Origin of the sequence: Pseudonocardia sp. (assembly GCF_025465255.1) — a bacterium.
Classification (GTDB): Bacteria; Actinomycetota; Actinomycetes; order Mycobacteriales; family Pseudonocardiaceae; genus Pseudonocardia.
Genome location: NZ_JAODNI010000197.1, coordinates 23,565 through 46,443 on the forward strand (window position 1 = coordinate 23,565; position 22,879 = coordinate 46,443).

Here is a 22,879-nt window from a genome sequence, read left to right on the forward strand (position 1 = left end):
GCGTACGGTCGCCCCACCCATCCTCGGGAGGCGGCGATGCACGAGCTGTCCATCACCCGGAGCATCGTCGAGTCCGTCGTCGACCGGCTTCCGGGTCGCCGCGTCACGCTGGTCAACCTGGACATCGGCAAGCTCTCGGGGGTCGAGCCGGAGGCGCTGCGCTTCTGCTTCGAGCTGGTGGCGGCGGGAACGGACCTCGACGGGGCCGCGCTCGTCATCGCCGAGCCACCCGGGCGGGCCCACTGCGCGGAGTGCGGCTCGGACTTCGAACTCGACGCTCTCATCCTGCTGTGCGACTGCGGCAGTGCCGACGTCCGCGTCCGCAGTGGCCACGAGCTCCGGATCAGATCGGTGGAGGTGGCCTGAGATGTGCGCGACCTGCGGGTGCGGAGACGACGCGGGCGTGCGGGTGACGACCGTCGGGCACGACGGGCACAGCCACGCCCCTGACAACGGTCACGACCATCCCGACGACCCGGACCGCGCCCGCACGGTCGTCCTCGAACAACGGATCCTGGCCAAGAACGACCACCTCGCCGAGCACAACCGCACCTGGCTGGCCGCGCGGAGCTGCGTCCTGGTCAACCTGATGAGCGCTCCGGGCTCGGGCAAGACGAGCCTGCTGGAGCGCACGATCGCCGAGGCCGCGTTGCCGCTGGGGGTCATCGAGGGCGACCAGGAGACCCTCGTCGACGCGCAGCGCATCGAGGCGGCCGGCTGCCCGGTGGTACAGATCAACACCGGTGCGGGTTGTCATCTCGACGCCGACATGACCGCCCGGGGACTGCGCGCCCTCGACCCCCGGCCCGGCTCGGTCGTCGTCGTCGAGAACGTGGGGAACCTGGTGTGTCCCGCGCTGTTCGACCTCGGGGAGACGCGACGGGTGGTGATCATGTCCACGACGGAGGGCCCGGACAAGCCCCTCAAGTACCCGCAGATGTTCGTCGGCGCCCACCTGGTGCTGATCAACAAGGTCGACCTGCTGCCCCACCTCGACGTCACCCTCGACCAGATCGTCACGAACGTCCGGGCCGTCGCGCCCACGGCCGGGCTCCTGCCCGTGTCCGCGACCCGGGGCGAGGGGATGACCCACTGGTACCGCTGGCTGGAGCGGCTGGCGTCTCCCGTGATCGACGAGCGGCACCCGGCGGGGTGAACGCACGACGAATACCGCCGGCACGCGGCAGACGGGTCACGGGCTGTCCGCCGGGATGGTCGGTCGAAGACCCGAGGCGTTCATAGAGTGCTTCGGATTATAGGTGTTCAGTGCCTCTAGCTGCGAGAACACGGCGCGACTCCAATCGCCGTCGGCACTTGACACTGATCCACCAAGAGGCGTAGCAAGTGATGTGCGTCACTGGTTCCTTCAGGCCCGAGGACGCGGCCGGAGCCGCAGCGGCGCGACTCCTCTGAGGAGGGACGTCATGCTCTCTGCCGAAGGAATCAAGGCCGAGGAGACGCTGATCCACGTTCTGTGGATCAACGCCGGGCTGAGCTGTGACGGGGACTCCGTCGCGCTCACCGCGGCCACGCAACCCAGCATCGAGGAGATCGCGCTGGGTGCTCTGCCCGGGCTGCCGCAGGTCGCGGTCCATTGGCCGTTGATCGACTTCGAGTGCGGGCCCAACGGCGGCGCGGACGACTTCCTCGAGTGGTTCTTCAAGGCCGACCGCGGCGAGCTCGAGCCGTTCGTCCTGGTGGTCGAGGGTTCGATCCCGAACGAGCAGCTGCACGACGAGGGCTACTGGTGCGGGTTCGGCAACGATCCGGCCACCGGTCAGCCCGTCACCACCAGCGAGTGGCTGGACCGGCTCGCACCCAAGGCGACGGCGATCGTGGCGGCCGGGACCTGTGCGACCTACGGCGGCATCCACGCCATGGCGGGCAACCCGACCGGGGCGATGGGCGTCCCCGACTACCTCGGCTGGGACTGGAAGTCGAAGGCGGGCATCCCGATCGTGTGTGTGCCCGGGTGTCCGGTGCAGCCCGACAATCTCTCCGAGACCCTGACCTACCTGCTGTACATGGCGACCGGCCAGGCGCCCATGATCCCTCTGGACGACGCGCTGCGGCCCACCTGGCTCTTCGGTCGGACCGTGCACGAGGGCTGCGACCGGGCGGGGTACTACGAGCAGGGCGACTTCGCCACCGAGTACGGCTCGCCCAAGTGCATCGTCAAGCTCGGATGCTGGGGTCCCGTCGTCAAGTGCAACGTCCCCAAGCGGGGCTGGATCAACGGCGTCGGCGGCTGCCCGAACGTGGGCGGGATCTGCATCGGGTGCACCATGCCCGGCTTCCCGGACAAGTTCATGCCGTTCATGGACGAGCCACCCGGCGGCAAGCTCTCCACGACGGCGTCCGGCATGTACGGCTCGGTGATCCGCAACCTGCGCGCGGTCACGACGAAGACGGTGGACAAGGAACCCCGCTGGCGCAAGCGCGGCCGCGAGCTCACCACCGGGGCCCGCCGCACCTGGTAGAGGCGGGGCGGGACTCCCCGCCCGGCCGCTTCGTCCTCGTACTTCGCGCCTCCGCGCGTTCCGCCGTCCTCCACCGGAAGCTCAGATTGGCGACCCGATGACGTCGACCGTCCCGAAACCGTCCAAGTCCGGCACGACGCCCGGCCGCGAGCTGGTCGACATGGCGTGGGACCCGATCACCCGCATCGTCGGCAGCCTCGGGATCTACACCAAGATCGACTTCAAGCAGCGGGAGGTCGTGGAGTGCCACAGCACGTCCTCGATCTTCCGCGGCTACTCGATCTTCATGAAGGGCAAGGACCCGCGCGACGCGCACTTCATCACCAGCCGCATCTGCGGGATCTGCGGCGACAACCACGCCACGTGCTCCTGCTACGCGCAGAACATGGCCTACGGGGTGAAGCCGCCGCACCTCGGCGAGTGGATCGTCAACCTCGGTGAGGCCGCCGAGTACATGTTCGACCACAACATCTTCCAGGAGAACCTGGTCGGGGTCGACTACTGCGAGAAGATGGTCGCCGAGACCAACCCCGGTGTGTTGGAGATGGCCAACCGCACCGAGGCCCCGCACGCCGGCGAGCACGGCTACCGGACCGTCGGCGACATCATGCGGTCCCTCAACCCGTTCACCGGCGAGTTCTACCGCGAGGCGCTGCAGGTCAGCCGGATGACCCGGGAGATGTTCTGCCTGATGGAGGGGCGCCACGTCCACCCCTCCACGCTGTACCCGGGCGGCGTCGGGACGGTCGCCACCATCCAGCTCATGACCGACTACATGACGCGGCTCATGCGCTACGTCGAGTTCATGAAGAAGGTCGTGCCGATGCACGACGACCTCTTCGACTTCTTCTACGAGGCGCTGCCCGGCTACGAGAAGGTCGGCCTGCGCCGCACCCTGCTGGGCTGCTGGGGCTCCTTCCAGGACCCGGAGTACTGCAACTTCGAGTACAAGGACATGACCGACTGGGGACGCAAGATGTTCGTCACCCCGGGCGTCGTCGTGGACGGCAAGCTCGTCACCACCGACCTGGTCGACATCAACCTGGGCATCCGGATCCTGCTCGGCTCCTCCTACTACGAGGACTGGCAGGGCCAGGAGATGTTCGTCAAGAACGATCCGCTCGGCAACCCCGTCGACAGCCGGCACCCGTGGAACCAGCACACCAACCCGGTGCCGCAGAAGCGGGACCTCGACGACAAGTACAGCTGGGTGATGTCCCCCCGCTGGTACGACGGCAAGGACTACCTCGCGCTCGACACCGGCGGCGGCCCCCTGGCCCGGCTGTGGTCCACCGCGCTGGCCGGCCTGGTCGACATCGGGTACGTGCAGTCGACGGGCCGGAGCGTGAAGATCAACTTGCCGAAGACCGCGTTGAAGGGCCCCGTGGAGCTGGAATGGAAGATTCCCAGCGCCGGGTCGAACACCCTGGAGCGCAACCGGGCCCGTACCTACTTCCAGGCCTACGCGGCGGCCTGCGCGCTGCACTTCGCCGAGAAGGCACTCATCGAGATCCGCGCCGGGCACACCAAGACCTGGGAGACGTTCGAGGTCCCCGACGAGGGGATCGGCTGCGGCTTCACCGAGGCCGTGCGCGGCGTGCTCTCCCACCACATGGTCATCAGGGACGGCAAGATCGCGAACTACCACCCCTACCCGCCGACCCCGTGGAACGCCAGCCCGCGGGACTCCTACGGCACGCCGGGCCCCTACGAGGACGCGGTGCAGGGCCAGCCCCTCTTCGAGGAGAACGACCGGGATCACTTCAAGGGCATCGACATCATGCGCACGGTCCGCAGCTTCGACCCGTGCCTGCCCTGTGGCGTGCACATGTACCTCGGCGACGGCAAGAAGCTCGACCTGCTGCACTCGCCGACCCAGTCGGTCACGGGCGACTAGATGTCTCACGCGGCGGACGAGGTGACGGACGTCGGTGCGGCGCCGGAGTCCGATCTGCGGGCCGCCGGCGAGCGGATCGAGATGCTGCTCGACGCCAGCTCGGCCCACGGGGCCATGGCCCGTGAGCGGAGTGAGGAGCTCGTCCGCCTCGTCGCCGACCTCTACGGGGCCGGGCTCGGCAGGATCCTCGACATCGTCCACGACCAGGGCCGGCTCGACGAACAGGTCCTCGACGCGCTCGCCGCGGACGATCTCGTCGCCAGCCTCCTGCTGGTGCACGGGCTGCACCCCTACGACGTCGGGACCCGGATCGAGCGCGCGCTCGACGAGGTCCGGCCCTACCTGGGCACGCACGGCGGCGACGTCGAGCTGCTCGGGGTCACCGGGGCGGGCGTGGTCCGGCTCCGGCTGCTGGGCAGCTGCGACGGCTGCGCGTCGTCGTCGGTCACCCTCAAGCTCGCCGTCGAGGGGGCGGTGGAGGCCGCGGCCCCCGAGATCACCGGGATCGAGGTCGACACCGGGGGCGACCACGGTGCGACCGGCGCGGTCATCCCCCTCAGCGCCCTGCGGGTGCGGCTCGACGAGCTCGACGCCGCGGAGGCCGAAGGCCAGGCGGGCGGCTCCGCCTGGCACCCGGTGCCCGAGCTGGCCGACGTCGCGGACGGCGAGGTGCGGGGTCTCGCCGTGGCGGGCGCGCCCGTGGTCGTCGCCCGGGTGGGAGCGGACCTGTTCGCCTACCGCGACGGGTGTCCCCTCTGCACCGGCGGCCTGGGGGGAACGGCGCTGGCCCGCCGCCTCGGCGGTGCGGTCGACGAGGCCGTGCTGCGGTGCCCCACCTGCCGGACGCACTTCGACGTCCGGCGTGCGGGCGCGGCCCTTGACGGCGACGGCCACCTGGAACCGCTGCCCCTGCTGGTGCGCGACGACGTGGTGTCCCTCGCGCTGCCGACTCCGGGGCCGGTGCGCGCATGAGGGGACCCGCGCCCCAGGCCGGGGGTTCGCCGATCGCCGTCCTCGGGCGCATCAGGGCCCGCAGGCCGTCTCAGGTCGACGGCGAGCGTTGCGAGATGTGCGCCGAGGCCATCGGCGAGGCCCACTCCCACGTCGTCAACGTCGCCGCCCGCAGCCTGCTGTGCACCTGCCGGGCGTGCTATCTGCTGTTCACCGACGAGCACGCCGAGCTCCGGTATCGGTCGGTTCCCGACCGGTTCCTCTCCTTCCCGGGCTTCCGCCTCGAGCGGCCGCTGTGGGACGCCCTGGAGATCCCCGTCGGGCTGGCGTTCTTCTTCCGCAACTCGGTGATGGACCGCACCGTCGCCTTCTACCCCGGGCCGGCGGGCGCGGCCGAGTCCGAACTGCCGATGGGGGCCTGGGACGACGTCGTCGCGGCCAACCCGCAGCTGCGCGCGCTCGTCCCCGACGTCGAGGCGATCATCGTCCGCGGCCCGGACGGAGGGCGAACCGGCTTCGAGTGCTTCCTGGTCCCGATCGACGCCTGCTACGAGCTCGTGGGCGGGCTGCGGCAGGTGTGGCGCGGCTTCGACGGCGGCCAGGACGCCCGTGCCCTGATCGACCGGTTCTTCGCGACCGCGGCCGCCCGCAGCCGGGCCGCGCCACCCGGGGCCCGGCCGTGACGGAGCTCGAGTTCACCGTCCTCGACGTCGTCGCCGAGCCCTACAGCGCCGCACCGAACCTGGTGGCCAAGCTCCGGATCGAGGAGACCTCCGACGAGCCGGTGCACGCCCTGGTCCTGCGGGCCCAGGTCCGTATCGACGCGCACCGCCGCCCCTACGAACCGGCCGAAGCGCAGGGGCTGCTCGACCTGTTCGGCCCGCGCAGCCGCTGGGCCGACACCCTCAAACCGTTCCTGTGGATGCACGCCACCGCCGTGGTCCAGGGCTTCAGCGGCTCGACCGACGTCGACCTGGTGCTGCCCTGCACCTACGACTTCGACGTGGCCGGCGCGAAGTACCTGCACGCGCTGCGCAACGGCACCGTCCCGTTGGAACTGCTGTTCAGCGGCACCGTGTTCGCCCGGGGCGAGACGGGATTCTCCGTCACCCAGATCCCGTGGGACCGCGAGGCCCGCCACGAGATGCCGGTGGCGGTGTGGCGCGAGCTGATGGACCAGTACTTCCCGGGCGCCGGCTGGGTGCGGCTCGACCGCGACACGCTCGACGCGCTCTCCTCGTACAAGTCCACCCGCGGGCTCACCACGTGGGAGGCGGCGCTGGGGCAGCTGCTGGCCGAGGCGGAGGAGGCGGCGCGATGACCGTGGACCAGGCCCGGCTCGTGGCGGACGCGGTGCTCTACGAGGGCTACCTCCTCTACCCCTACCGGGCGACGTCGGGGAAGAACCAGGCGCGCTGGCAGTTCGGGGTGCTGGCACCCGCGGGTGCGGCCGCCGCGGGGCTGGGCGAGGAGTCGGGTCTCGTCGTGCAGACCCTGCTGAGCCCCGGGCCCGCCGCCGCCGTGCAGGTCGCCGTGCGGTGCCTGCAGCTGCAGGCACGCGGTGTCGAGCAGGCCGGCGCCGACGGCCGGTTCACCCCGGTCCGCGAGCTCGTGGTCGACGGGACGAGCTGGCTGAGCTGGGACGAGGCGGTCGAGCACGAGGTCGGGTTCGGGCCGTTCACCCTCGCCGAGCTCTCCGCGGGCGTCACGGTGCCGGTCGGGATCGACGGCGGCGAGGATCGGGAGACCCTGCTCGACGCCGCGGGCACCGTGGCCGGCCGGGTTGTCCGCCGACGCCGCCCGCTGACCGCGACGCTGCGGGTCTCGGCCGAGTCCGACGACGGTCTCGTCCGGCTCACGGCCGCGGTCGACAACACCGCGGACGGCGCGCGGGACAAGAACGAGGCGATCGGCCGCTCGTTCATCGGGACGCACCTGCTCCTCACGGCGCAGGACGCGGCGTTCCTCTCCGTCATCGACCCGCCCGAGCACGCCGCCGCGGCCGCCCGCCGGTGCACGCAGCGGCGCTGCTGGCCCGTGCTGGCCGGCGCGCCCGGACAGACCGACGTGGTGCTCGGGCTGCCGATCATCCTCTACGACCACCCCGAGGTGGCCCCGCAGAGCGCCGGGGCGCTGTTCGACTCATGCGAGATCGACGAGATCCTGACCTTGCGGGTGATGACCTTGACCGACGAGGAGAAGGCGCAGGCCCGGGCCACCGACCCGCACGCCGCGGCCATCATCGACCGCTGCGAGCAGATGAGCCCGCAGGAGATGCAGGGCCTGCACGGCATCCTGCGCGACCCCCGCGCCAGCACGTCCACCCTGACCGGCGACGACTGGTGGGCGGCCGAGGCCGCCGCCGACATCACCCCCGAGACCGACACCGTCGTCGTCGCCGGCGTGCCTGTCGCTCGGGGCAGCCTGGTCCGGTTGCACCCCTCCCGCCGGGCCGACGCCCAGGACCTGTTCTTCGCCGACCGGGAGGCCCGGGTCAGCGGCGTCCACGTCGACCTCGACGGCGAGACCCACGTGGCCGTCACCCTGCTCGACGATCCCGCCGCCGACCTGCACGACTGGTACGGCCGCTACCTGTACTTCGCCCCCGACGAGCTCGAACCGCTCGGGGCCGCAGATCCCGACCGAGAAGAGGAGACCACGCCATGAGAACGCTCGGAGTGCTGACCACGGTGGTGATGGCGGCCGCCCTGGCGGGCGCGGTCGTGCTCGGCGTGCGCTCGATCCCCGACATCAAGCGCTACCTCGAGATTCGCCGGATGTAGCGCACGGCCCCGAACCCACTCACCGAGGAGGACCCAGTGGACAACGACGCCGTGGACGAGAGCGGACCGGCGGGCGGACACCTGTCGGAGGAACCACAGAGCGAGCGCGGAGCCGCGGGCTCGCGGGACACCGGCTCGGACGACCCTGCGGGGGGCCCGGTCGACCGGCCGGCGGGCAGATCGGACGAGGACAGCGACGACTCGGTCGACCCGCAGTCGGCGAACGACCCGGAAGCGCCCGAGCTGCCGACCGGCGACCACTAGCCACCGGCCACCGGCCACCGGTCACCGGTCGCAGCGCGACGAGGAGGAGCAGAAGAGGAGAAGAGATGACCAGCACACCGAACGATCCCGGGACCGCCGATCCGGCGGCCGGCAGCGCGGTCCCCCCGTACGAGGGACGGCGGGAGAGCGCGGACGTCGACGGCGAGGAGAAGCTGCGCCGCGACGGCGCGGCCGTCGGGGGTGCCACGGGCCCGGTCGAGAACCAGGAGGAGCAGAAGGCCCCCACACCCGAGGACACCGAGCGCGGGGCCGTCGCCTCGCCGGCGCAGGAGCGGCCGGCGGCCGAGGGGCCCGAGGACGAGCCCGGCGAGGCGTCGGTGGGCCCGGCCCACCGGGCCGGGACGGGCCGCGGGGAGGCCAAGAGCCGTGACCCGCACGACCAGGGGGAAGGCGGCTAGATGCGGGACGGGACGGGCACGGTGGAACCGCGGATCCTGGTCGCAGGGATCGGGAACATCTTCTGCCAGGACGACGGGTTCGGGCCCGCGGTGGCCGGGCGGCTCCACGGGCGCCCTCGGCACCCCGCCGTGCGCGTCGTCGACTACGGCATCCGCGGCATGCACCTGGCCTTCGACCTGCTCGACGGCGTCGACGCGCTCGTCCTCGTCGACGCGCTGCCCGGCGCGGGCGAACCCGGCGAGCTGACGGTGCTGCAGGTGGGTCCCGACGACATCGGGGACGCCCCCTTCGACGCCCACGCCATGAGCCCGGTCGCCGTGCTCGCGAGCCTGGGTTCGCTGGGCGGGCAGCTCCCGCCGACGATCGTCGTCGGCTGCCGGCCGCTCGACGTCGGACCGGGGATCGGGCTGACCCCGGTCGTCAGCAGGGCGGTAGCGGGGGCGGTCGCCGAGGTGGAGGAGCGGGTCGGGCGCCTCGTGGCGGACCTGCCGACACCCCACGCGGCCGGCACCAGGCCACGGCCGGAGGCCTGAGATGTGCCTCGGGATCCCGGGCCGGGTCGTCGGGCACGTCGAGGGCTACGGCGGCCAGCTCGTCCTCGTCGACGTCGAGGGCGCCCACCGCAAGGTCAACATCGGCATGCTGGCGGACGAGGACCAGGTGCTCGCCGTCGGTGACTGGGTGCTCATCCACATGGGGTTCGCCGTCGAGCGGGTCGACGCGGCCGGGGCCGAGCGGGCGATGACCGGCCTGGAGCTGATGGGGCGTCCGCGGGAGGAAGTCGGACCGGAGGGCCCGCCATGACGCTCACCCGCGCCTCGACCACCCCGGCCCCCGCGGTCCCCGCCCGCGTCCGGTGCCGGTACCGGGTCGTGGGCCTGGTGCAGGGCGTGGGCTTCCGGCCCTTCGTGCACGCCACCGCGACGGCGCTCGGGCTCACCGGGACGGTCGCCAACGACTCGGCCGGCGTCGTGGTCGAGGCCGAGGGTGACCCGGTCGCCGTGGCGGCGCTGGGCGCGGCCCTGAGCCGGGACGCCCCGCCCCTCGCGGTGGTCGAACGGGTCGAGTCCGCCGCCGTGGCCCCCACGGGCGGCACCGGGTTCCGGATCGCCGAATCGCAACGTGTCGCCGGCGGCCGCACCCTCGCCTCCGCCGACGTCGCGACCTGCGACGACTGCCTGCGCGAGCTCGCCGATCCCGGCGACCGGCGGTACCGGCACCCGTTCATCACCTGCACGAACTGCGGGCCGCGCTTCACGATCATCACCGACCTGCCCTACGACCGGCCGGCCACGACCATGTCCGGCTTCCCGATGTGTGCGGACTGCGCCCGGGAGTACGCCGACCCGGCCGACCGCAGGTTCCACGCCCAGCCCATCGCGTGTCCCGGCTGCGGGCCGCGGCTGGAGCTCGTCGACGGCGGCGCCCGGGGCCACGGCGAGGCCGCGCTGGCCGGGGCCCGCGCGCTGCTCGCCGCCGGCGCGGTCGTCGCGGTCAAGGGCCTCGGCGGCTACCACCTGGCCTGCGACGCCACGAACGAGGACGCCGTGGCCACCCTGCGCCGCAGGAAGGCCCGCGGCGCCAAGCCGTTCGCGGTGATGGTGCCAAACCTGGGCACCGCCCGGGAGCTGGCCGTCCTCGGCGATCTCGACGCCGCGCTGCTCACCGGCCCGCGGCGTCCCGTCGTCCTCGTCGAGCGCCGGCCCGGGGCCTGGTCCGCGCCGTCGGTCTCCCCCGGCAACCCGGACCTCGGCCTGCTACTGCCCTACACGCCGGTGCACACGCTGCTGCTGGGCCTGCCGGGCGACGAGCCGGGCCCGCGGGCACTGGTGATGACCTCGGGCAACCTCGCGGGCGAGCCCATCGTCACCGACGACGCGGACGCGCTGGTGCGCCTGGCCGGGCTGGCCGACGCCTGGCTGCGCCACGACCGGCCCATCCGGGTCCCCTGCGACGACTCGGTGGCCCGCGTCGTCGACGGCGAGGAGCTGCCGATCCGCCGCTCCCGCGGGTACGCGCCGCTCCCTGTGTCGCTGCCCGTGGCGATCCCCCCGACCCTGGCCGTCGGGGCCGACCTGAAGAACACCTGCGCGGTCGGCGCGGGTCGCTACGCCTGGCTCTCCCAGCACGTCGGCGACATGGACGACCTGCGGACCCTCGACGCGTTCGGCGCCACCCAGGAGCACCTGCGGATGCTCACCGGCGTCGCCCCCACCCACCTCGTCGCCGACGAGCACCCGCTCTACCGGTCCACGGGATGGGCGCGCCGCGAGCAGGGCGGGCGCGTGCTGAGCGGGGTGCAGCACCACCACGCCCACGTCGCGTCGGTGATGGCCGAGCACGGCCTCGACGGGACGAGCCCGGTCATCGGGGTCGCCTTCGACGGGACCGGGTACGGAACCGACGGCGCGGTGTGGGGCGGGGAGGTGCTGGTCGCCGACTACACGGGCTTCGAGCGGATCGGCCACCTGGGCTACGTGGCGCTGCCCGGCGGGGACGCGAGCGTGCGCCGCCCCTACCGGATGGCCATGGCCCACCTGCGTGCCGCGGGGGTCGAGTGGACCGACGACCTGCCCTGTGTCGCCGCCTGCCCCGTCCCCGAGCGCGAGGTCCTCGACCACCAGCTGTCCACCGGCCTCGGCTGCGTCCCCACGTCGAGCATGGGCCGGCTGTTCGACGCCGTCAGCGCGCTGGCCGGGGTCTGCCAGGTCGCCGACCACGAGGGACAGGCCGCCGTCGAGCTCGAAGGGGCCGGCCGCGGGGTCCCCGCCCCCGACGGCTACCGGTTCGGCGAAGCCATGGACCCTGCCCCGGTGGTCCGGGCCGTCGCCGCCGACGTCCGGGCCGGGGTGGCGGGCGCCGTCGTCAGCGCCCGCTTCCACGCCGCCGTCGTCGACCTGGTCACCGGCGTCGTCGCGACCGCCCACGCGGCCACCGGCCTGTCCACGGTGGCGCTGAGCGGCGGGGTGTTCCAGAACCCGACCCTGCTGGCCGGGGTCTGCCGGGCTCTGCGCCGCAACGACTTCACCGTTCTCCGCCACCGCGTGGTGCCGCCCAACGACGGCGGGATCGCGCTGGGACAACTCATGATCGCCGCCCACCGCTCGAGGGGTCTCCCATGTGCCTAGCCGTACCGGGCCGCATCGTCCGCACCTACGAACAGGACCTGACCCCGATGGCCGAGGTCGACTTCGGCGGCGTCGGCAAGGAGGTGTGCCTGCAGTACGTCCCGGACGCCGTCGTCGGCGAGTACGTGATCGTGCACGTCGGTTTCGCGATCCAGCGGCTCGACGAGGCGTCGGCCCTGGACACGCTGCGCACCTTCGCGGGCATGGGGGTCCTCGAGGAGGAGTTCGGCGACGGGTTCGAGCGCGCGGCACGGGCCGTGCAGCAGCCGGAGACGACGACGGAAGGCGCAGCACGATGAAGTACCTGGACGAGTTCAGCGATCCCGATCTCGCGGCCCGGCTGCTCGAGCAGATCCACGCCGCGACCACCAGGCCGTGGGCGATCATGGAGGTGTGCGGCGGCCAGACGCACTCGATCATCCGGCACGGCATCGACCAGCTGCTGCCCGACGACGTGGAGATGATCCACGGCCCCGGCTGCCCCGTCTGCGTCACCCCGCTGGAGATCATCGACCGGGCGCTGGCCATCGCGGCCCGGCCCGACGTCGTCTTCTGCTCGTTCGGGGACATGCTCCGGGTCCCCGGCAGCAGCCACGACCTGTTCCGGATCAAGAGCGAGGGCGGCGACGTCCGGGTCGTCTACTCCCCGCTGGACGCGCTGAAGCTCGCCCGGGAGAACCCGGACAAGGAGGTGGTGTTCTTCGGCATCGGCTTCGAGACCACCGCCCCGGCCAACGCGATGACGGTCTACCAGGCGAAGCGCATGGGGGTGCCGAACTTCTCGCTGCTGGTCTCGCACGTCCTCGTCCCCCCGGCGGTCGCGGCGATCATGGAGTCGCCCACCTGCCGGGTCCAGGGGTTCCTGGCCGCGGGCCACGTCTGCAGCGTCATGGGCACGGCCGAGTACCCGCCGCTGGCCGAGCGCTACGGCGTGCCGATCGTGGTCACCGGGTTCGAGCCGCTGGACATCCTCGAGGGCATCCGGCGCACCGTGCTCCAGCTCGAGTCGGGGCGACACGAGCTGGAGAACGCCTACACCCGCGCCGTCCCCGCCGAGGGGAACCCGCCGGCCAAGGCCATGCTGCAGGACGTCTTCGAGGTCACCGACCGGGCGTGGCGCGGCATCGGCATGATCCCGGACAGCGGGTGGCGGCTCTCGGAGCGCTACCGGGATTTCGACGCCGAGATCCGGTTCGACGTCCGGGGGATCCACACCGCCGAGTCGGCGATCTGCCGCTCCGGCGAGGTGCTGCAGGGTCTGATCAAACCGCACGAGTGCGCCGCGTTCGGCAGGGAGTGCACGCCGCGGAACCCGTTGGGCGCCACCATGGTCTCGTCCGAGGGCGCCTGCGCCGCGTACTACACCTACCGGCGCCTCGAGCTGACGGAGGCGGCCGGTGCCTGAGCGGCCGACCATCGACATGGACAGCTGGACGTGCCCGGTGCCGCTGCGCGACTCGCCGACGGTGGTGATGGGCCACGGCGGCGGTGGCACGCTGTCGGCCGAGCTCGTCGAGCACCTCTTCCTGCCGGCCTTCGGCGACGCCGCGCAGGCCGAGCTGGGCGACTCGGCCGTGCTCGACGTCGGGCCCGGCCGGCTCGCGTTCTCCACCGACTCGTTCGTCGTCAAGCCGTTGTTCTTCCCCGGCGGCAGCATCGGCGACCTCGCCGTCAACGGGACGGTCAACGACCTGGCCATGTCCGGCGCGCGCCCGCTCTTCCTCTCGACGGCGTTCATCCTCGAGGAGGGCACCCCGCTCCGCGACATCGGGCGGGTGGCCACGGCCATGGGTTCCGCGGCGTCGGTCGCCGGGGTCCGGCTGGTCACCGGCGACACCAAGGTCGTCGACGCGGGGCACGGTGACGGGATCTACGTCAATACCGCCGGGGTGGGTGTCCTCGACGACGGCGTCGACATCCGGGCGACCCGCGCCGCGGTGGGCGACGTGGTGATCGTCAGCGGGCCGATCGGGGTGCACGGCGTGGCCGTCCTCAGCTGCCGGGAGGGGCTGCAGTTCGGGACCACGGTCGAGAGCGACTGTGCCGCGCTGAACGGCCTGGTCGCCGCGATGCTGGCCACGGGAGCGGACGTGCACGTGCTGCGCGACCCCACCCGCGGTGGCGTGGCCGCCTCCCTCAACGAGATCGCTCGCGTCGCGCGCGTGGGCGTCGAGCTGGTCGAACGCGACCTGCCCGTGCCTGAAGGGGTCGCCAACGCCTGCAGCCTGCTCGGCCTCGACCCGCTCTACGTGGCCAACGAGGGCAAGCTCGTCGCGTTCGTCCCCCCGGGCGAGGCGGAGCAGGTGCTCGCCGCCATGCAGGCCCACGAGCTCGGCAAGGAGGCCGTGGCCATCGGCCGCTGCGTCGAGGCCCACCCCGGCATGGTGGTGGCGAGGACGGGGCTGGGCGGCACCCGGGTGGTCGACCTGCCCCTCGGCGAGCAGCTCCCCCGGATCTGCTGAATGGCGACGACCGCCACCGCGGGCGAGGTGCTGTTCGCCCGCTACGCCTACCCGCCCAACGAGCTGGGCTACTGCGGTCCGGCCGACGCCGACGCGGTCCTCGACGTCGCCGCGGCCGCCGCCGGGGGCATGATCGAGCGCGTGCAGGCGTTCGACGGCGCCGTCGCCTACCTCGAGGTCATCGCGGCCGCCGCCGCCCTGCCGCCGCTCGACCCCCGGGTGGTGGAGGCCTACTGGGTGGGCAACGAGCTGCTCGACCGGGTGGACCCGGCGCAGTTTGCGAAGGACATCCGGGTGAGGTTCGCGGGCGAGACGGGCGCGAACTGGGAGGTTCTCGCCGGCGGGCTTCCCGCGGTCGCGCACCACAGCTTCCAGGTCTTCACCGTCTACCCCTGGGTGGGGCTGCTCGGCCGAGGTGCCACGAACACCGCGGGTGGCCCGGCGCTCCACATCCTGGACCGGTGCCGGATCCGCGACGGCACGGTGCTCGCGGTCGAGGGCGACGAGGTGGTGGTCCGGTCCCGCCCGCTGACGTGGTCCGGCCGGGAGCTGGGCCTCGGCGAGCCCGTCGAGGAGCGGGCGCGGTGGGCGCAGGCCGGGCGATCGCTGCTGGCCGCGGTGGTGCCCGGGGACATGGTGTCCCTGCACTGGGACTGGGTGTGCGACCGCCTCACCCCGGAGCAGCGGGACGAGCTGCAGCGTCGCACGACGGACCAGCTCGCCCTGACCAACGCGGCCGCACCCGTGCGACAGGCGTGACGCCGGAGGTACTCGAGTCCTCCGCGTGAAGCGGCCGAGCGTCGTGCCCGCTGCCTGCCCGCGAATCACTCGAAGGTGTCTCCGCGCTCCTTGCCGGGGCGCTCGTCATCGCCTCCCGCCGGACATATCCGGCCAATCGCAGATTCCCGACCGCCGATCGGCGTCGTCGAGAAATCCGAGGCCGGCGCCTTCCCGTCCTGAGCCGCGATCGTCCTGATAGAGCGATCCGCCTTCCCTTCGGCATGCTCGATCGTGATCCGAGTCTGACACGTTGGGTAACAACAGGGGTACGGGCGGTGAACGCCCGGGGCGAACGGGCCGCTAGCGTCCGGACCGTTCCTCGACTTCCTGGGCCGTCGGGCATTTCTGGATGCGGTCGAAGGTGGCCCCGACTGCCTACGAAGGGCACGGTGATCGCCCGGTGCCGGCGATGCTCGGACCGCGATGGTTGAGTCACGACGCGCGTGTGGTGATCGCCGCTCGTGCGTTGCGCACGTTCGGCTACGGCTGCACCAGCGTCCTGTTGGCGGGGATGCTCACCGCGGACGGGGCCACCCCGGATCTCGTCGGTCTGCTGCTGGCCCTGGCGGCGGTCGGTTCGGTGCTGGCCAGCATCCTGATGGGCCTGTTCGCGGACCGCGTCGGCCGTCGGACGTCATTGATCTTCACCGCCGGGCTGATGGGCACGGCCGGGCTCGTGTTCGCCTTCTCCGAGTCGTTCCCACTCCTCCTCGCTGCGGCGTTCATCGGCACGATCTCGCCGTCGACCAACGACAACAGCCCGTTCAGCGGCGTGGAGCAGGCCATCCTGGCCCAGACGTGCCCGGCGGAGCGGCACACGGCCCTCTTCGCCGGCTACAGCATGGCCGCGCTGCTGTCCGGTGCCGCGGGCGGGCTGGCGGCTGCCGGTCTCGGGTTGCTGTCCTCCCCGGAGCCGGGCGACGCGGCGTTCCTGCTCTACACGGTCGTCGCAGTTCTGACCGCCGTGTTGTTCCTCGGCCTGACCCCGGCGGCGGAGCCGGAGGCCACGCCGCCCGAGAACGCCGCCGGAGACCCGGCCCGCGACCGGAAACGGCTGCCCTCGGGACCGGTCGTGCGCCTCGCCGGGCTCTTCGCGGTCGACGCGTTCGCCGGTGGGCTGGCGGTGCAGGCCATCCTCGCCCTGTGGTTCCAGCAGCGGTACGGGGTGTCCAGCACCGAGCTGGGCCTGCTGTTCTTCGCGACGAACCTGCTGCCCGCGCTGAGCCAGGCCGTCGCACCGGCGCTGGCGAGACGCCGCGGTCTGCTGACCGCGATGCTCGTCCCCCACTTCCTGTCCAACGTCCTGCTGTTGTGTGTGCCGGTGGCCCCGACGTTCGGGCTGGCTGCCGCGGTGCTGTTGGCCCGGCAGACGCTGTCGAAGATCGACGTCCCCGCTCGACAGGCCTTCACCGCAGCGATCGTCACGCCCGAGGAACGCACCGCGGCCGCCAGCCTGACCACCGTCGCGCGCAGCGTCGCCGTCTCGGCCAGCCCGCTGACCTCCAGCCTGATGCTCAGCGGACCGCTCATCGCCTGCGGCGCACCCCTGCTCCTGGGCGGCGGCCTGGCCATCGCCTACGACCTCACGATGTGGCGCACCTTCCGCAGGTTCCCCCTCGGTGAGGGCTGCGGGCCCGTCGCCCGGGTCCTCGGCGGCCGGCACCGCCGCAACGGAACGACCGACGACCGCCGGGTGGCCGCCCGCATCACCGGCGCCGTCGAAGGTCGTCACCGCATCGCCGCCACCGCCGCCGCGGAACCGGACGACCTCCGGGATCCTCGACGGACCCTCGAGCCCTACGGCAGCGAGACGGAGACCATCGTCATCAGGCCCGCGTACTGGCCCGAAGGCCCGCCCCACGCGCCCCGCGGAGCGGGCCCCCGAGGACTCGAGATCGGGTTACCAAGCGTGCACAGGGCGCCGTGGTGAGTGGTCTCGGCGGCAGGAGGCGATGATCGCCCGCTGGCGCAGACCCCAGGGGCCCGATACCTTTTCGCGGCGTGCTTCGCGTGGGTGCCCGATACTCGAGTCGAAGGGCTCCGGCCGGGGAGGTCGAACCTTCTCTTCCGTTTCGGCCTTGGCCTGCCGGTTCCCGTGAGAGACGGTTTACTCCTTCCCGCCTCCGCTGACAAGGCCGGCAGCCGAGGACCCGGCGAAGCTGCCGCCGCCCAGGGCCTTCACGACCGCGCCACGCACCTCGGAACCTGAGTGACGGATCCGGCATCCTTCCCCACCGCCGTCAGGCGTCCCGGTGGGCCGGTCCGATGACCCGGCAATGGCTCCGCGAGGCCGAGGCACCACCCGTGGAGCCGGGGCACGCTCGGCGGTGACCGAGGACGACACGGAGAAAGGGCGTTCCGTGAGCAGAACCGCGCCGCGGACGCTGCCGCTCCCGTCGGGCGAGCCGGTGCCTGTGCTCGGACTGGGAACGTGGCCATTGACCAGATCCTCTACAACCTGCAGCGGCGCGGACCCGAGTACGCCCTGCTTCCGCTGTGCCGCGACCGTGGCCTGCCGGTGATGGCGTACTCGCCCGTGGAACAGGGCAGGCCGCTGGGCCACCCCGTGCTGGCCGAGGTCGCGCGCGGGCACGGGATCACCCCCGCCCGCGCCGCACCGGCCTGGGTGTTGCGGTCCGGCGGAGTCATCGCCGTTCCCAGGGCCGGGCCGACCGCGCACGTCCGCGACGACGCCGCGGCGCTCGACGTGCGGCTCGAGCCGGCCGACCTCGAACTGCCGGACGAGGCGTTCCCCCCGCCGCGGCGACGGCAACCCCTCGAGGTGCTGTGACCCTGCCGAGGGCACCCGGGACCGAAGCCGGCCGAACCCACGCCGCGCCCGGGTGGTCCGCGCGCCCGGAACCGCCGGCCGAGGCGGGCGCGCCTGACGGGCGCGGCGGCCTCCCTGCCCGGTTTCGCCTCGCAGGTCACCAACGATCCCACGGTCACAGCCATGTTCTTCCTCCCTCTCCCTCGCTCGACCGAACGCCGCGTCGACCGACGCCCTCGGGTGATCTCGTCCGGAACCAGGATCGACGGCGAGCGGCAGGTGACGCGTGGGTCTGACGAGCGCAACCGTCCGGCCGGGGCGGGGTTTGCCGGGCCGGGCGGTCCGGCACGACTCGGCCCGGTCGGCGCGAGACGTTCCGGAAGTTCCGCGGCGTAACCTCGGCGCCCCGATCGTGCCGACCGCGGGCGGTGCGCGACCCGAGGAGGCCCACCGGTGTCAGTCCCTGTCCCGTTCTCGTTCCACGAGTTCGACCTCACCGACGCCCGCGACGCGATCGCGAGGAACTACTTCCCCACCACGCTCGCGCTGTGCTCGGCGCCTTCGCCGTACGAGTTCCGGTTCGACGGCCACGCGCACGACACGGTCACGCTGGGCCACGCCTGGTACACCTCGGCGATGCGGATCGGCATCGAGGAGGTCGGCGCGGTCTACGTCGACCTCCCGTCCCGCGGCACGATGTTCGCCGAGCACCGCGACGGCGCGGTGGACATCGACCCGAGCAGGGCCGCGGTCTTCCGGCCGACCGGGACGGTCGTCATGACCACCAGCGACGACTACGACTCCCTCGCGGTGAACGCTGCGGCGGGTGGTCGATGCGGTGGAGGCCGGCCCCGCCGCGACCACCGTCAGCCGGGTCGCTCGGCGATGGGGGTTCGTCCACACCGGCCGCTTCGCCGCGACGTATCAGGCCCGTCACCGCGTGGCCCCCTCGGCCACGCTGCGGGGACGGTCACAGCGATGAACCCCCCGGATCGCCCGCGTCGATCGTCCCGAACACTGCGCGAACCGGATCGACCCGAGGAAAGCTCGCCCGCTTGGGTGGAGCGATGAACACCGCCTCCAGCGCCGGCCCGGCCCGGGCCGCGGACCTGCGGCCCGGAATCCCGTTGCTGGCTGCCGCGCCGGGTCCGCTCGACGACGCCGCGGCCGAACAGCTGGGGGACGTCCTCGACGAAACGCTGGACCGGCATCCGTGGGGCGTCGTGCTCGACCTGTCCGGGGTCGACGAGATGAGCCCGGCCGGGGTGGAGATGCTGGTACGGGCGGCTGTGCGGGCGGGCCGGCTCGACGTCGGGCTCTGCCCCGTCCCGTCGGATGCGGTGCTGGCGGCGATCGCGGGGGCGGGGTTGCGCGAGCTGTTCGACCTGCACGCCGGCATCGACGAGGCGCTCGCCGCGCTGGGCGTGGCTCCGGGAGCACCGGCACGCGCCACCCCGGCCTGAGCGAGGGCACCGGGTCCCTCAGCGCTGTCCTGCCTCCGGCCCCAGGAGATGCCCGAGCGGACCGAGGTCGATGTCGAGGTCACCGGGCTCGAGGCCGAAATGCTCCCTCAGCTCGATCATGGCCTCCTCCAGCCGCATCAGGCCGAGGCCGAGGCGTTCGACGGTCTCGTCGGACAGGTCACCCACCTCCACCCGGCGCAGCGCCTGCCGCTCCATGAGCTGGCGGAGCAGTTCCACGATCGTCAGGACGAGACGACCGAGGTCACGGCCGACCGTGTCCGGCTGTGCCTCGATGCGGCGGGGCAGCTCAGGCATCGGCGCTCCCGGGTTCCAGCAGTGTCTGGACCGAGCTGATGAGGGCTCGCAAGGACACGTGCACGAGGTCGACGTCCGCCAGCGAGATGGTGATGTCCCCGGTGATCATCACCCCGCCGGCGAGCAGCCGGTCGAGGAGGTCGACGAGGGAGAGCTCGTCGTCCGGCCGGACGAGGGTCATGTGCTCTCCAGGGAGGCGAAGGAGAACGGTGGCCACGGGCCCGTCAGCTCCACCGCCGCACCGTCGGCGGAGTCCACCGCGCTGCGGAAGCCGTCCTCCTTCCCCGCGTCCACCAGGTAGGTCGCGTTGAGCACCATCTCCTCGGAGCGACCGCTCAGCCGCGCGTCCTGGAGCGGGAACAGCCGGCCGGCGGCCGCGTGGGTGCGCAGCGTCCGGTGCAGGTCGTCGGCCGCGGTGCGCGCCCGCTCGCGTTCCCGCTCCCCGCGGTCCCGGTCCGCCCGGCGGCGCAGCAGGTAGGACGTGCCCGGCCGGTCCGACGTCGAGGGCGAGCCCGCTTCGTGCTCCTCCGGCCGGGTCGTCGGCTTCACGTAGGCCTTGACGCCCCACTCCCATCGGCCCTCGATCCGCTCCAGGATCGCAGTGAACTCCGCGGCCCGGTCCGTGAGGAGGTGCCGGACCGCGTCGTCGTCGCGGTAGAGGGTCGCCAGACGGATCGGGGCGGTCGGCTGCGTGCGCGCGGCCTCCGCCACCACGGCGTGGTGCGCGCGGGCCAGCGACTCCAGCCGGCCGAGGTCCTCCAGGTCGCGGGCCAGGGCCTCCTCGTCGAAGCGCGACGCGTCGACCGACCCCACGACGGCGGCCAGCTCACCCTCGACGACGAGCCGTGGCCGTTCGCCGTCCACTCCCGGCACCGAGCTCGCCCCGGGGCCCGTCGCGGTTCGAACCGCGTACAGGTAGGTCAGGGTGCCCGGGGTCATCGCCTCCTCCGTTCCGACGCGGCCGGCTCCGGCTGCTCGTCGGCCTGCCCCGCCTCCTCCTGGCCGTTCCGACCGGCCTCGAGGGCCTCCACCCGCGCGCGCAGCTGCTTGTTCTCCTCGCGCAGGTCGGGTTGTCCGGAGCTCAGGCTCGGATCGTGCTCCCACCAGTCGATCCCCATCTCCCGCGCCTTGTCCACGGACGCGACGAGCAGCCGGATCTTGATCGTCAGGAGCTCGATGTCGAGCAAGTTCACGCGGATGTCGCCCGCGATCACGATGCCCTTGTCCAGGACGCGTTCTAGGATGTCGGCGAGGTTCGTCGACTCCTGCCTGTGCTCCGGCGGGCGTGCGCGGCCGGGTACCGGGATTCCTCCGGACGTCATCGTCCTCCCTGCTGGAGCTGTCCGCGGCTGTACCGACGGGTCCGGCGGTAGCCGGTGAGTTCGCCCCGGCGGTCCACGTTCACCTCGAACGACGCCAGGATGTCCGCCGAGTCCGGGATGCGGTGCGTCTCGACCACCTCCACCCCGACACACCACCCGTCCTCGGTGCGTTCGATCGAGATCACGCTCTCGAAGTCGCGTCCCGTGAGCGCCACCACCTGCTCGGCGGCCCGGCGGGCCGCAGCAGCGGCCGAGATCCGGTCCGGTCTTCCGTTGGACGCGCGGGACGACTCCGCCGGGTCGTCACCGTCGTCGGGCGAGGTGCGTGCCCGAGCCGAACGGGACGCCGCACCCGAGCGGGAGGTGGATCCCGCACGCTCGGGACGGCGCCGTTCCGCCGGTCGCCGTTGCTCGTCGTCCGCTGCCACGGCCGTCCTAGCCCGGTCTGACCCGGCGCGTCATCAGGCGCTGCAGAAGTTCGTTCTCGATCTCGGCACATTCCTCCTCGGAGAGCTCCCCGGACCGGCGCGCCTCGTCCACCTGTTCCAGCTGCGCCCGGATGCGTGCGGGGTCGTAGTACTGCTCCTCGGCCTGTTCCTGGATCTGCTGGGCCAGCCACAGGACCCCGCGGACCGGCGCCAGCGGGAGGCCCAGCAGCCCGGACACGATTCCCACCGCCGTCACTCCTGCGGGATGAAGTCGTAGGGGGCCAGCGGTCCGAGGAGGCGCAGGCGCAACCACTCGTGGGTGTCCCGGCCCAGGTCCTCGACGGCCTCGTCGAACGCCGGCACCGCATCCCGTTCGACCAGGAAGGCGGCGAGCACCACGTCCTCCGGCTGCGACGGCGTGGTGGTCGAGACGTCCGCGGCGAACGGCTCGAGACGTTCCACGATGTCGGCGGCATCCACCTCGCGCCGCTTCTCCAGGGCCCGGACGATCAGCTCACCGAGCTTGACCCGGTCGTAGTAGGCCGCGTCCTCCGGCAGTTCCCGGACCTGCTCGTGCAGCCGACGGATCTGCTCGTCCTCCTCGAGGATCTCCTGGAGCAGGACGTCCTGCTCGTAGCGGGCCTTGAGGGTGTACTGCACCTTTCCGTCGAGCCGGTCGAGGATGGCGAGGAAGTGCTCCTGGTGTGGCCCGAGCAGCTCCTCGACCAGGCCCTCCTCCTCGACGACCGCGGGGAAGCGCATCGGGAGGACCGTCGTGTGGTTGACAACCGAGTCCACGACGCGCTCGTGCGCCAGGAGATCGTCCCGGGTGCCGAGCGGACGGTCCATCGGCACGTCGCTGACGATGGCGGCGAGCTTCCCGTGGGCGACGGTGCTCACCGACCCGGACGGGCCCAGCCCGACCAGGTCCTCGGGCAGGTCGGCGTCGGCCGCGATCAGGCCGTAGACATACGTGGCGCTCACCCGTCTTCCTCCCTGGAACGCTGCCTCGGCCGCCGCCGCGGCGCTTCCTCGCGCTCCTCACGCCGGCTGCTCATGACCTCCTCGAACTTGTCCACGGCGGCATCGAGCATGCCGGAGGTCTTGCCCTTCGCGCCGCCCTCCATCACCCCCTGGGTGAGCTGGGTCAGGTCCTTCCCGCCCTTGCCCTTCCCGTACAGGTCCAGGCGGTTGGTCGCCTCGGCGAACCGGAGGAACGTGTCGACGCTCGCGACGACGATGCGCGCGTCGATCGTCAGGATCTCGATCCCGACGAGCGAGACCCGGACGAACACGTCGATGACGAGGCCCTTGTCGAGGATGAGCTCGACGACGTCGGCGAGACCGCTCGAACCGCCGCCCCCTCCCCCTCGCTCGACGTACCCGCCGCCGCCCTGCTGCGTGGCTACCGTCATG

29 protein-coding genes are annotated in these 22,879 nt (G+C 72.5%); 21 read left to right on the forward strand and 8 right to left on the reverse strand.

What is annotated here, in order from left to right; translation table 11 throughout:
• The first annotated feature begins 36 nt into the window (after window positions 1–36).
• The 21 genes from JWP64_RS23615 (at window position 37) to JWP64_RS23715 (ending at window position 19,398) form a co-directional block, all read left to right on the forward strand.
• Entirely contained in the window at window positions 37–366 is a 330-nt protein-coding gene (locus JWP64_RS23615) for a hydrogenase maturation nickel metallochaperone HypA (protein ID WP_297501104.1), read from the forward strand.
• Between the two features lies 1 nt (window position 367).
• Window positions 368–1,156: a hydrogenase nickel incorporation protein HypB gene (hypB, locus tag JWP64_RS23620; RefSeq protein WP_297501105.1), complete on the forward strand. Its 789-nt coding sequence runs from the start codon at window positions 368–370 to the stop codon at window positions 1,154–1,156.
• 268 nt (window positions 1,157–1,424) lie between these two features.
• On the forward strand, window positions 1,425–2,480 hold the full coding sequence (locus JWP64_RS23625) for a hydrogenase expression protein HypE (RefSeq protein ID WP_297501106.1): 1,056 nt from the start codon (window positions 1,425–1,427) through the stop codon (window positions 2,478–2,480).
• Between the two features lie 97 nt (window positions 2,481–2,577).
• Complete coding sequence (locus tag JWP64_RS23630; protein ID WP_297501107.1) at window positions 2,578–4,377, forward strand: nickel-dependent hydrogenase large subunit; 1,800 nt, start codon at window positions 2,578–2,580, stop codon at window positions 4,375–4,377.
• Entirely contained in the window at window positions 4,378–5,349 is a 972-nt protein-coding gene (locus JWP64_RS23635; protein WP_297501108.1) for a NifU family protein, read from the forward strand.
• A 95-nt stretch (window positions 5,350–5,444) separates the two neighbouring features.
• Window positions 5,445–6,011, forward strand: a complete 567-nt coding sequence (locus JWP64_RS23640) for a DUF5947 family protein (protein WP_297501109.1) — start codon at window positions 5,445–5,447, stop codon at window positions 6,009–6,011.
• Window positions 6,008–6,649: a DUF6084 family protein gene (locus JWP64_RS23645; protein WP_297501110.1), complete on the forward strand. Its 642-nt coding sequence runs from the start codon at window positions 6,008–6,010 to the stop codon at window positions 6,647–6,649. The genes JWP64_RS23640 and JWP64_RS23645 overlap by 4 nt, the downstream gene beginning before the upstream one ends.
• Window positions 6,646–7,995, forward strand: a complete 1,350-nt coding sequence (locus JWP64_RS23650) for a hypothetical protein (RefSeq protein WP_297501112.1) — start codon at window positions 6,646–6,648, stop codon at window positions 7,993–7,995. Before JWP64_RS23645 ends, JWP64_RS23650 begins: the two co-directional genes overlap by 4 nt.
• Before the next feature lie 152 nt (window positions 7,996–8,147).
• Entirely contained in the window at window positions 8,148–8,375 is a 228-nt protein-coding gene (locus JWP64_RS23655; protein WP_297501114.1) for a hypothetical protein, read from the forward strand.
• Between the two features lie 65 nt (window positions 8,376–8,440).
• Window positions 8,441–8,794, forward strand: a complete 354-nt coding sequence (locus JWP64_RS23660) for a hypothetical protein (RefSeq protein WP_297501116.1) — start codon at window positions 8,441–8,443, stop codon at window positions 8,792–8,794.
• On the forward strand, window positions 8,795–9,328 hold the full coding sequence (locus tag JWP64_RS23665; protein WP_297501118.1) for a hydrogenase maturation protease: 534 nt from the start codon (window positions 8,795–8,797) through the stop codon (window positions 9,326–9,328).
• 1 nt (window position 9,329) lies between these two features.
• The gene (locus JWP64_RS23670; RefSeq protein ID WP_297501120.1) at window positions 9,330–9,599 is read left to right on the forward strand and encodes a HypC/HybG/HupF family hydrogenase formation chaperone; all 270 of its coding nucleotides are present in this window, start codon (window positions 9,330–9,332) and stop codon (window positions 9,597–9,599) included.
• On the forward strand, window positions 9,596–11,923 hold the full coding sequence (gene hypF, locus JWP64_RS23675; protein ID WP_297501122.1) for a carbamoyltransferase HypF: 2,328 nt from the start codon (window positions 9,596–9,598) through the stop codon (window positions 11,921–11,923). Before JWP64_RS23670 ends, hypF begins: the two co-directional genes overlap by 4 nt.
• Complete coding sequence (locus tag JWP64_RS23680) at window positions 11,914–12,222, forward strand: HypC/HybG/HupF family hydrogenase formation chaperone (RefSeq protein ID WP_297501124.1); 309 nt, start codon at window positions 11,914–11,916, stop codon at window positions 12,220–12,222. The genes hypF and JWP64_RS23680 overlap by 10 nt, the downstream gene beginning before the upstream one ends.
• Window positions 12,219–13,328: a hydrogenase formation protein HypD gene (gene hypD, locus JWP64_RS23685; RefSeq protein ID WP_297501126.1), complete on the forward strand. Its 1,110-nt coding sequence runs from the start codon at window positions 12,219–12,221 to the stop codon at window positions 13,326–13,328. Before JWP64_RS23680 ends, hypD begins: the two co-directional genes overlap by 4 nt.
• On the forward strand, window positions 13,321–14,385 hold the full coding sequence (hypE, locus tag JWP64_RS23690; RefSeq protein ID WP_297501129.1) for a hydrogenase expression/formation protein HypE: 1,065 nt from the start codon (window positions 13,321–13,323) through the stop codon (window positions 14,383–14,385). Before hypD ends, hypE begins: the two co-directional genes overlap by 8 nt.
• Window positions 14,386–15,144: a DUF6390 family protein gene (locus JWP64_RS23695; protein WP_297501132.1), complete on the forward strand. Its 759-nt coding sequence runs from the start codon at window positions 14,386–14,388 to the stop codon at window positions 15,142–15,144.
• A 469-nt stretch (window positions 15,145–15,613) separates the two neighbouring features.
• Window positions 15,614–17,095, forward strand: coding sequence for an MFS transporter (locus tag JWP64_RS23700; RefSeq protein ID WP_297501135.1), 1,482 nt, complete (start codon window positions 15,614–15,616; stop codon window positions 17,093–17,095).
• Between the two features lie 501 nt (window positions 17,096–17,596).
• Complete coding sequence (locus JWP64_RS23705; protein ID WP_297501138.1) at window positions 17,597–17,956, forward strand: aldo/keto reductase; 360 nt, start codon at window positions 17,597–17,599, stop codon at window positions 17,954–17,956.
• A 432-nt stretch (window positions 17,957–18,388) separates the two neighbouring features.
• Window positions 18,389–19,006, forward strand: coding sequence for a hypothetical protein (locus JWP64_RS23710; protein WP_297501141.1), 618 nt, complete (start codon window positions 18,389–18,391; stop codon window positions 19,004–19,006).
• Window positions 19,003–19,398 (forward strand): STAS domain-containing protein, encoded by a 396-nt coding sequence (locus JWP64_RS23715; RefSeq protein WP_297501144.1) that lies wholly within the window; start codon window positions 19,003–19,005, stop codon window positions 19,396–19,398. Before JWP64_RS23710 ends, JWP64_RS23715 begins: the two co-directional genes overlap by 4 nt.
• Window positions 19,399–19,416: 18 nt before the next feature.
• On the opposite strand, the gene JWP64_RS23720 is transcribed toward JWP64_RS23715, so the two are convergent.
• Genes JWP64_RS23720 through gvpJ form a run of 8 tightly spaced genes read right to left on the reverse strand, consistent with a single transcriptional unit; the run spans window position 19,417 to window position 22,878 of the window.
• Entirely contained in the window at window positions 19,417–19,713 is a 297-nt protein-coding gene (locus JWP64_RS23720) for a gas vesicle protein K (RefSeq protein ID WP_297501147.1), read from the reverse strand.
• Window positions 19,706–19,894 (reverse strand): gas vesicle protein, encoded by a 189-nt coding sequence (locus JWP64_RS23725; protein WP_297501149.1) that lies wholly within the window; start codon window positions 19,892–19,894, stop codon window positions 19,706–19,708. The genes JWP64_RS23720 and JWP64_RS23725 overlap by 8 nt, the downstream gene beginning before the upstream one ends.
• Window positions 19,891–20,652: a GvpL/GvpF family gas vesicle protein gene (locus JWP64_RS23730; protein ID WP_297501152.1), complete on the reverse strand. Its 762-nt coding sequence runs from the start codon at window positions 20,650–20,652 to the stop codon at window positions 19,891–19,893. Before JWP64_RS23730 ends, JWP64_RS23725 begins: the two co-directional genes overlap by 4 nt.
• On the reverse strand, window positions 20,649–21,035 hold the full coding sequence (locus JWP64_RS23735) for a gas vesicle protein (RefSeq protein WP_297501155.1): 387 nt from the start codon (window positions 21,033–21,035) through the stop codon (window positions 20,649–20,651). Before JWP64_RS23735 ends, JWP64_RS23730 begins: the two co-directional genes overlap by 4 nt.
• Window positions 21,032–21,463 (reverse strand): gas vesicle protein, encoded by a 432-nt coding sequence (locus JWP64_RS23740; RefSeq protein WP_297501158.1) that lies wholly within the window; start codon window positions 21,461–21,463, stop codon window positions 21,032–21,034. The genes JWP64_RS23735 and JWP64_RS23740 overlap by 4 nt, the downstream gene beginning before the upstream one ends.
• A 7-nt stretch (window positions 21,464–21,470) precedes the next feature.
• On the reverse strand, window positions 21,471–21,710 hold the full coding sequence (locus tag JWP64_RS23745) for a gas vesicle protein GvpG (protein ID WP_297501161.1): 240 nt from the start codon (window positions 21,708–21,710) through the stop codon (window positions 21,471–21,473).
• A 5-nt stretch (window positions 21,711–21,715) separates the two neighbouring features.
• Window positions 21,716–22,447, reverse strand: coding sequence for a GvpL/GvpF family gas vesicle protein (locus tag JWP64_RS23750; RefSeq protein ID WP_297501163.1), 732 nt, complete (start codon window positions 22,445–22,447; stop codon window positions 21,716–21,718).
• On the reverse strand, window positions 22,444–22,878 hold the full coding sequence (gene gvpJ / locus JWP64_RS23755; RefSeq protein ID WP_297501167.1) for a gas vesicle protein GvpJ: 435 nt from the start codon (window positions 22,876–22,878) through the stop codon (window positions 22,444–22,446). Before gvpJ ends, JWP64_RS23750 begins: the two co-directional genes overlap by 4 nt.
• Between the last annotated feature and the right edge of the window lies 1 nt (window position 22,879).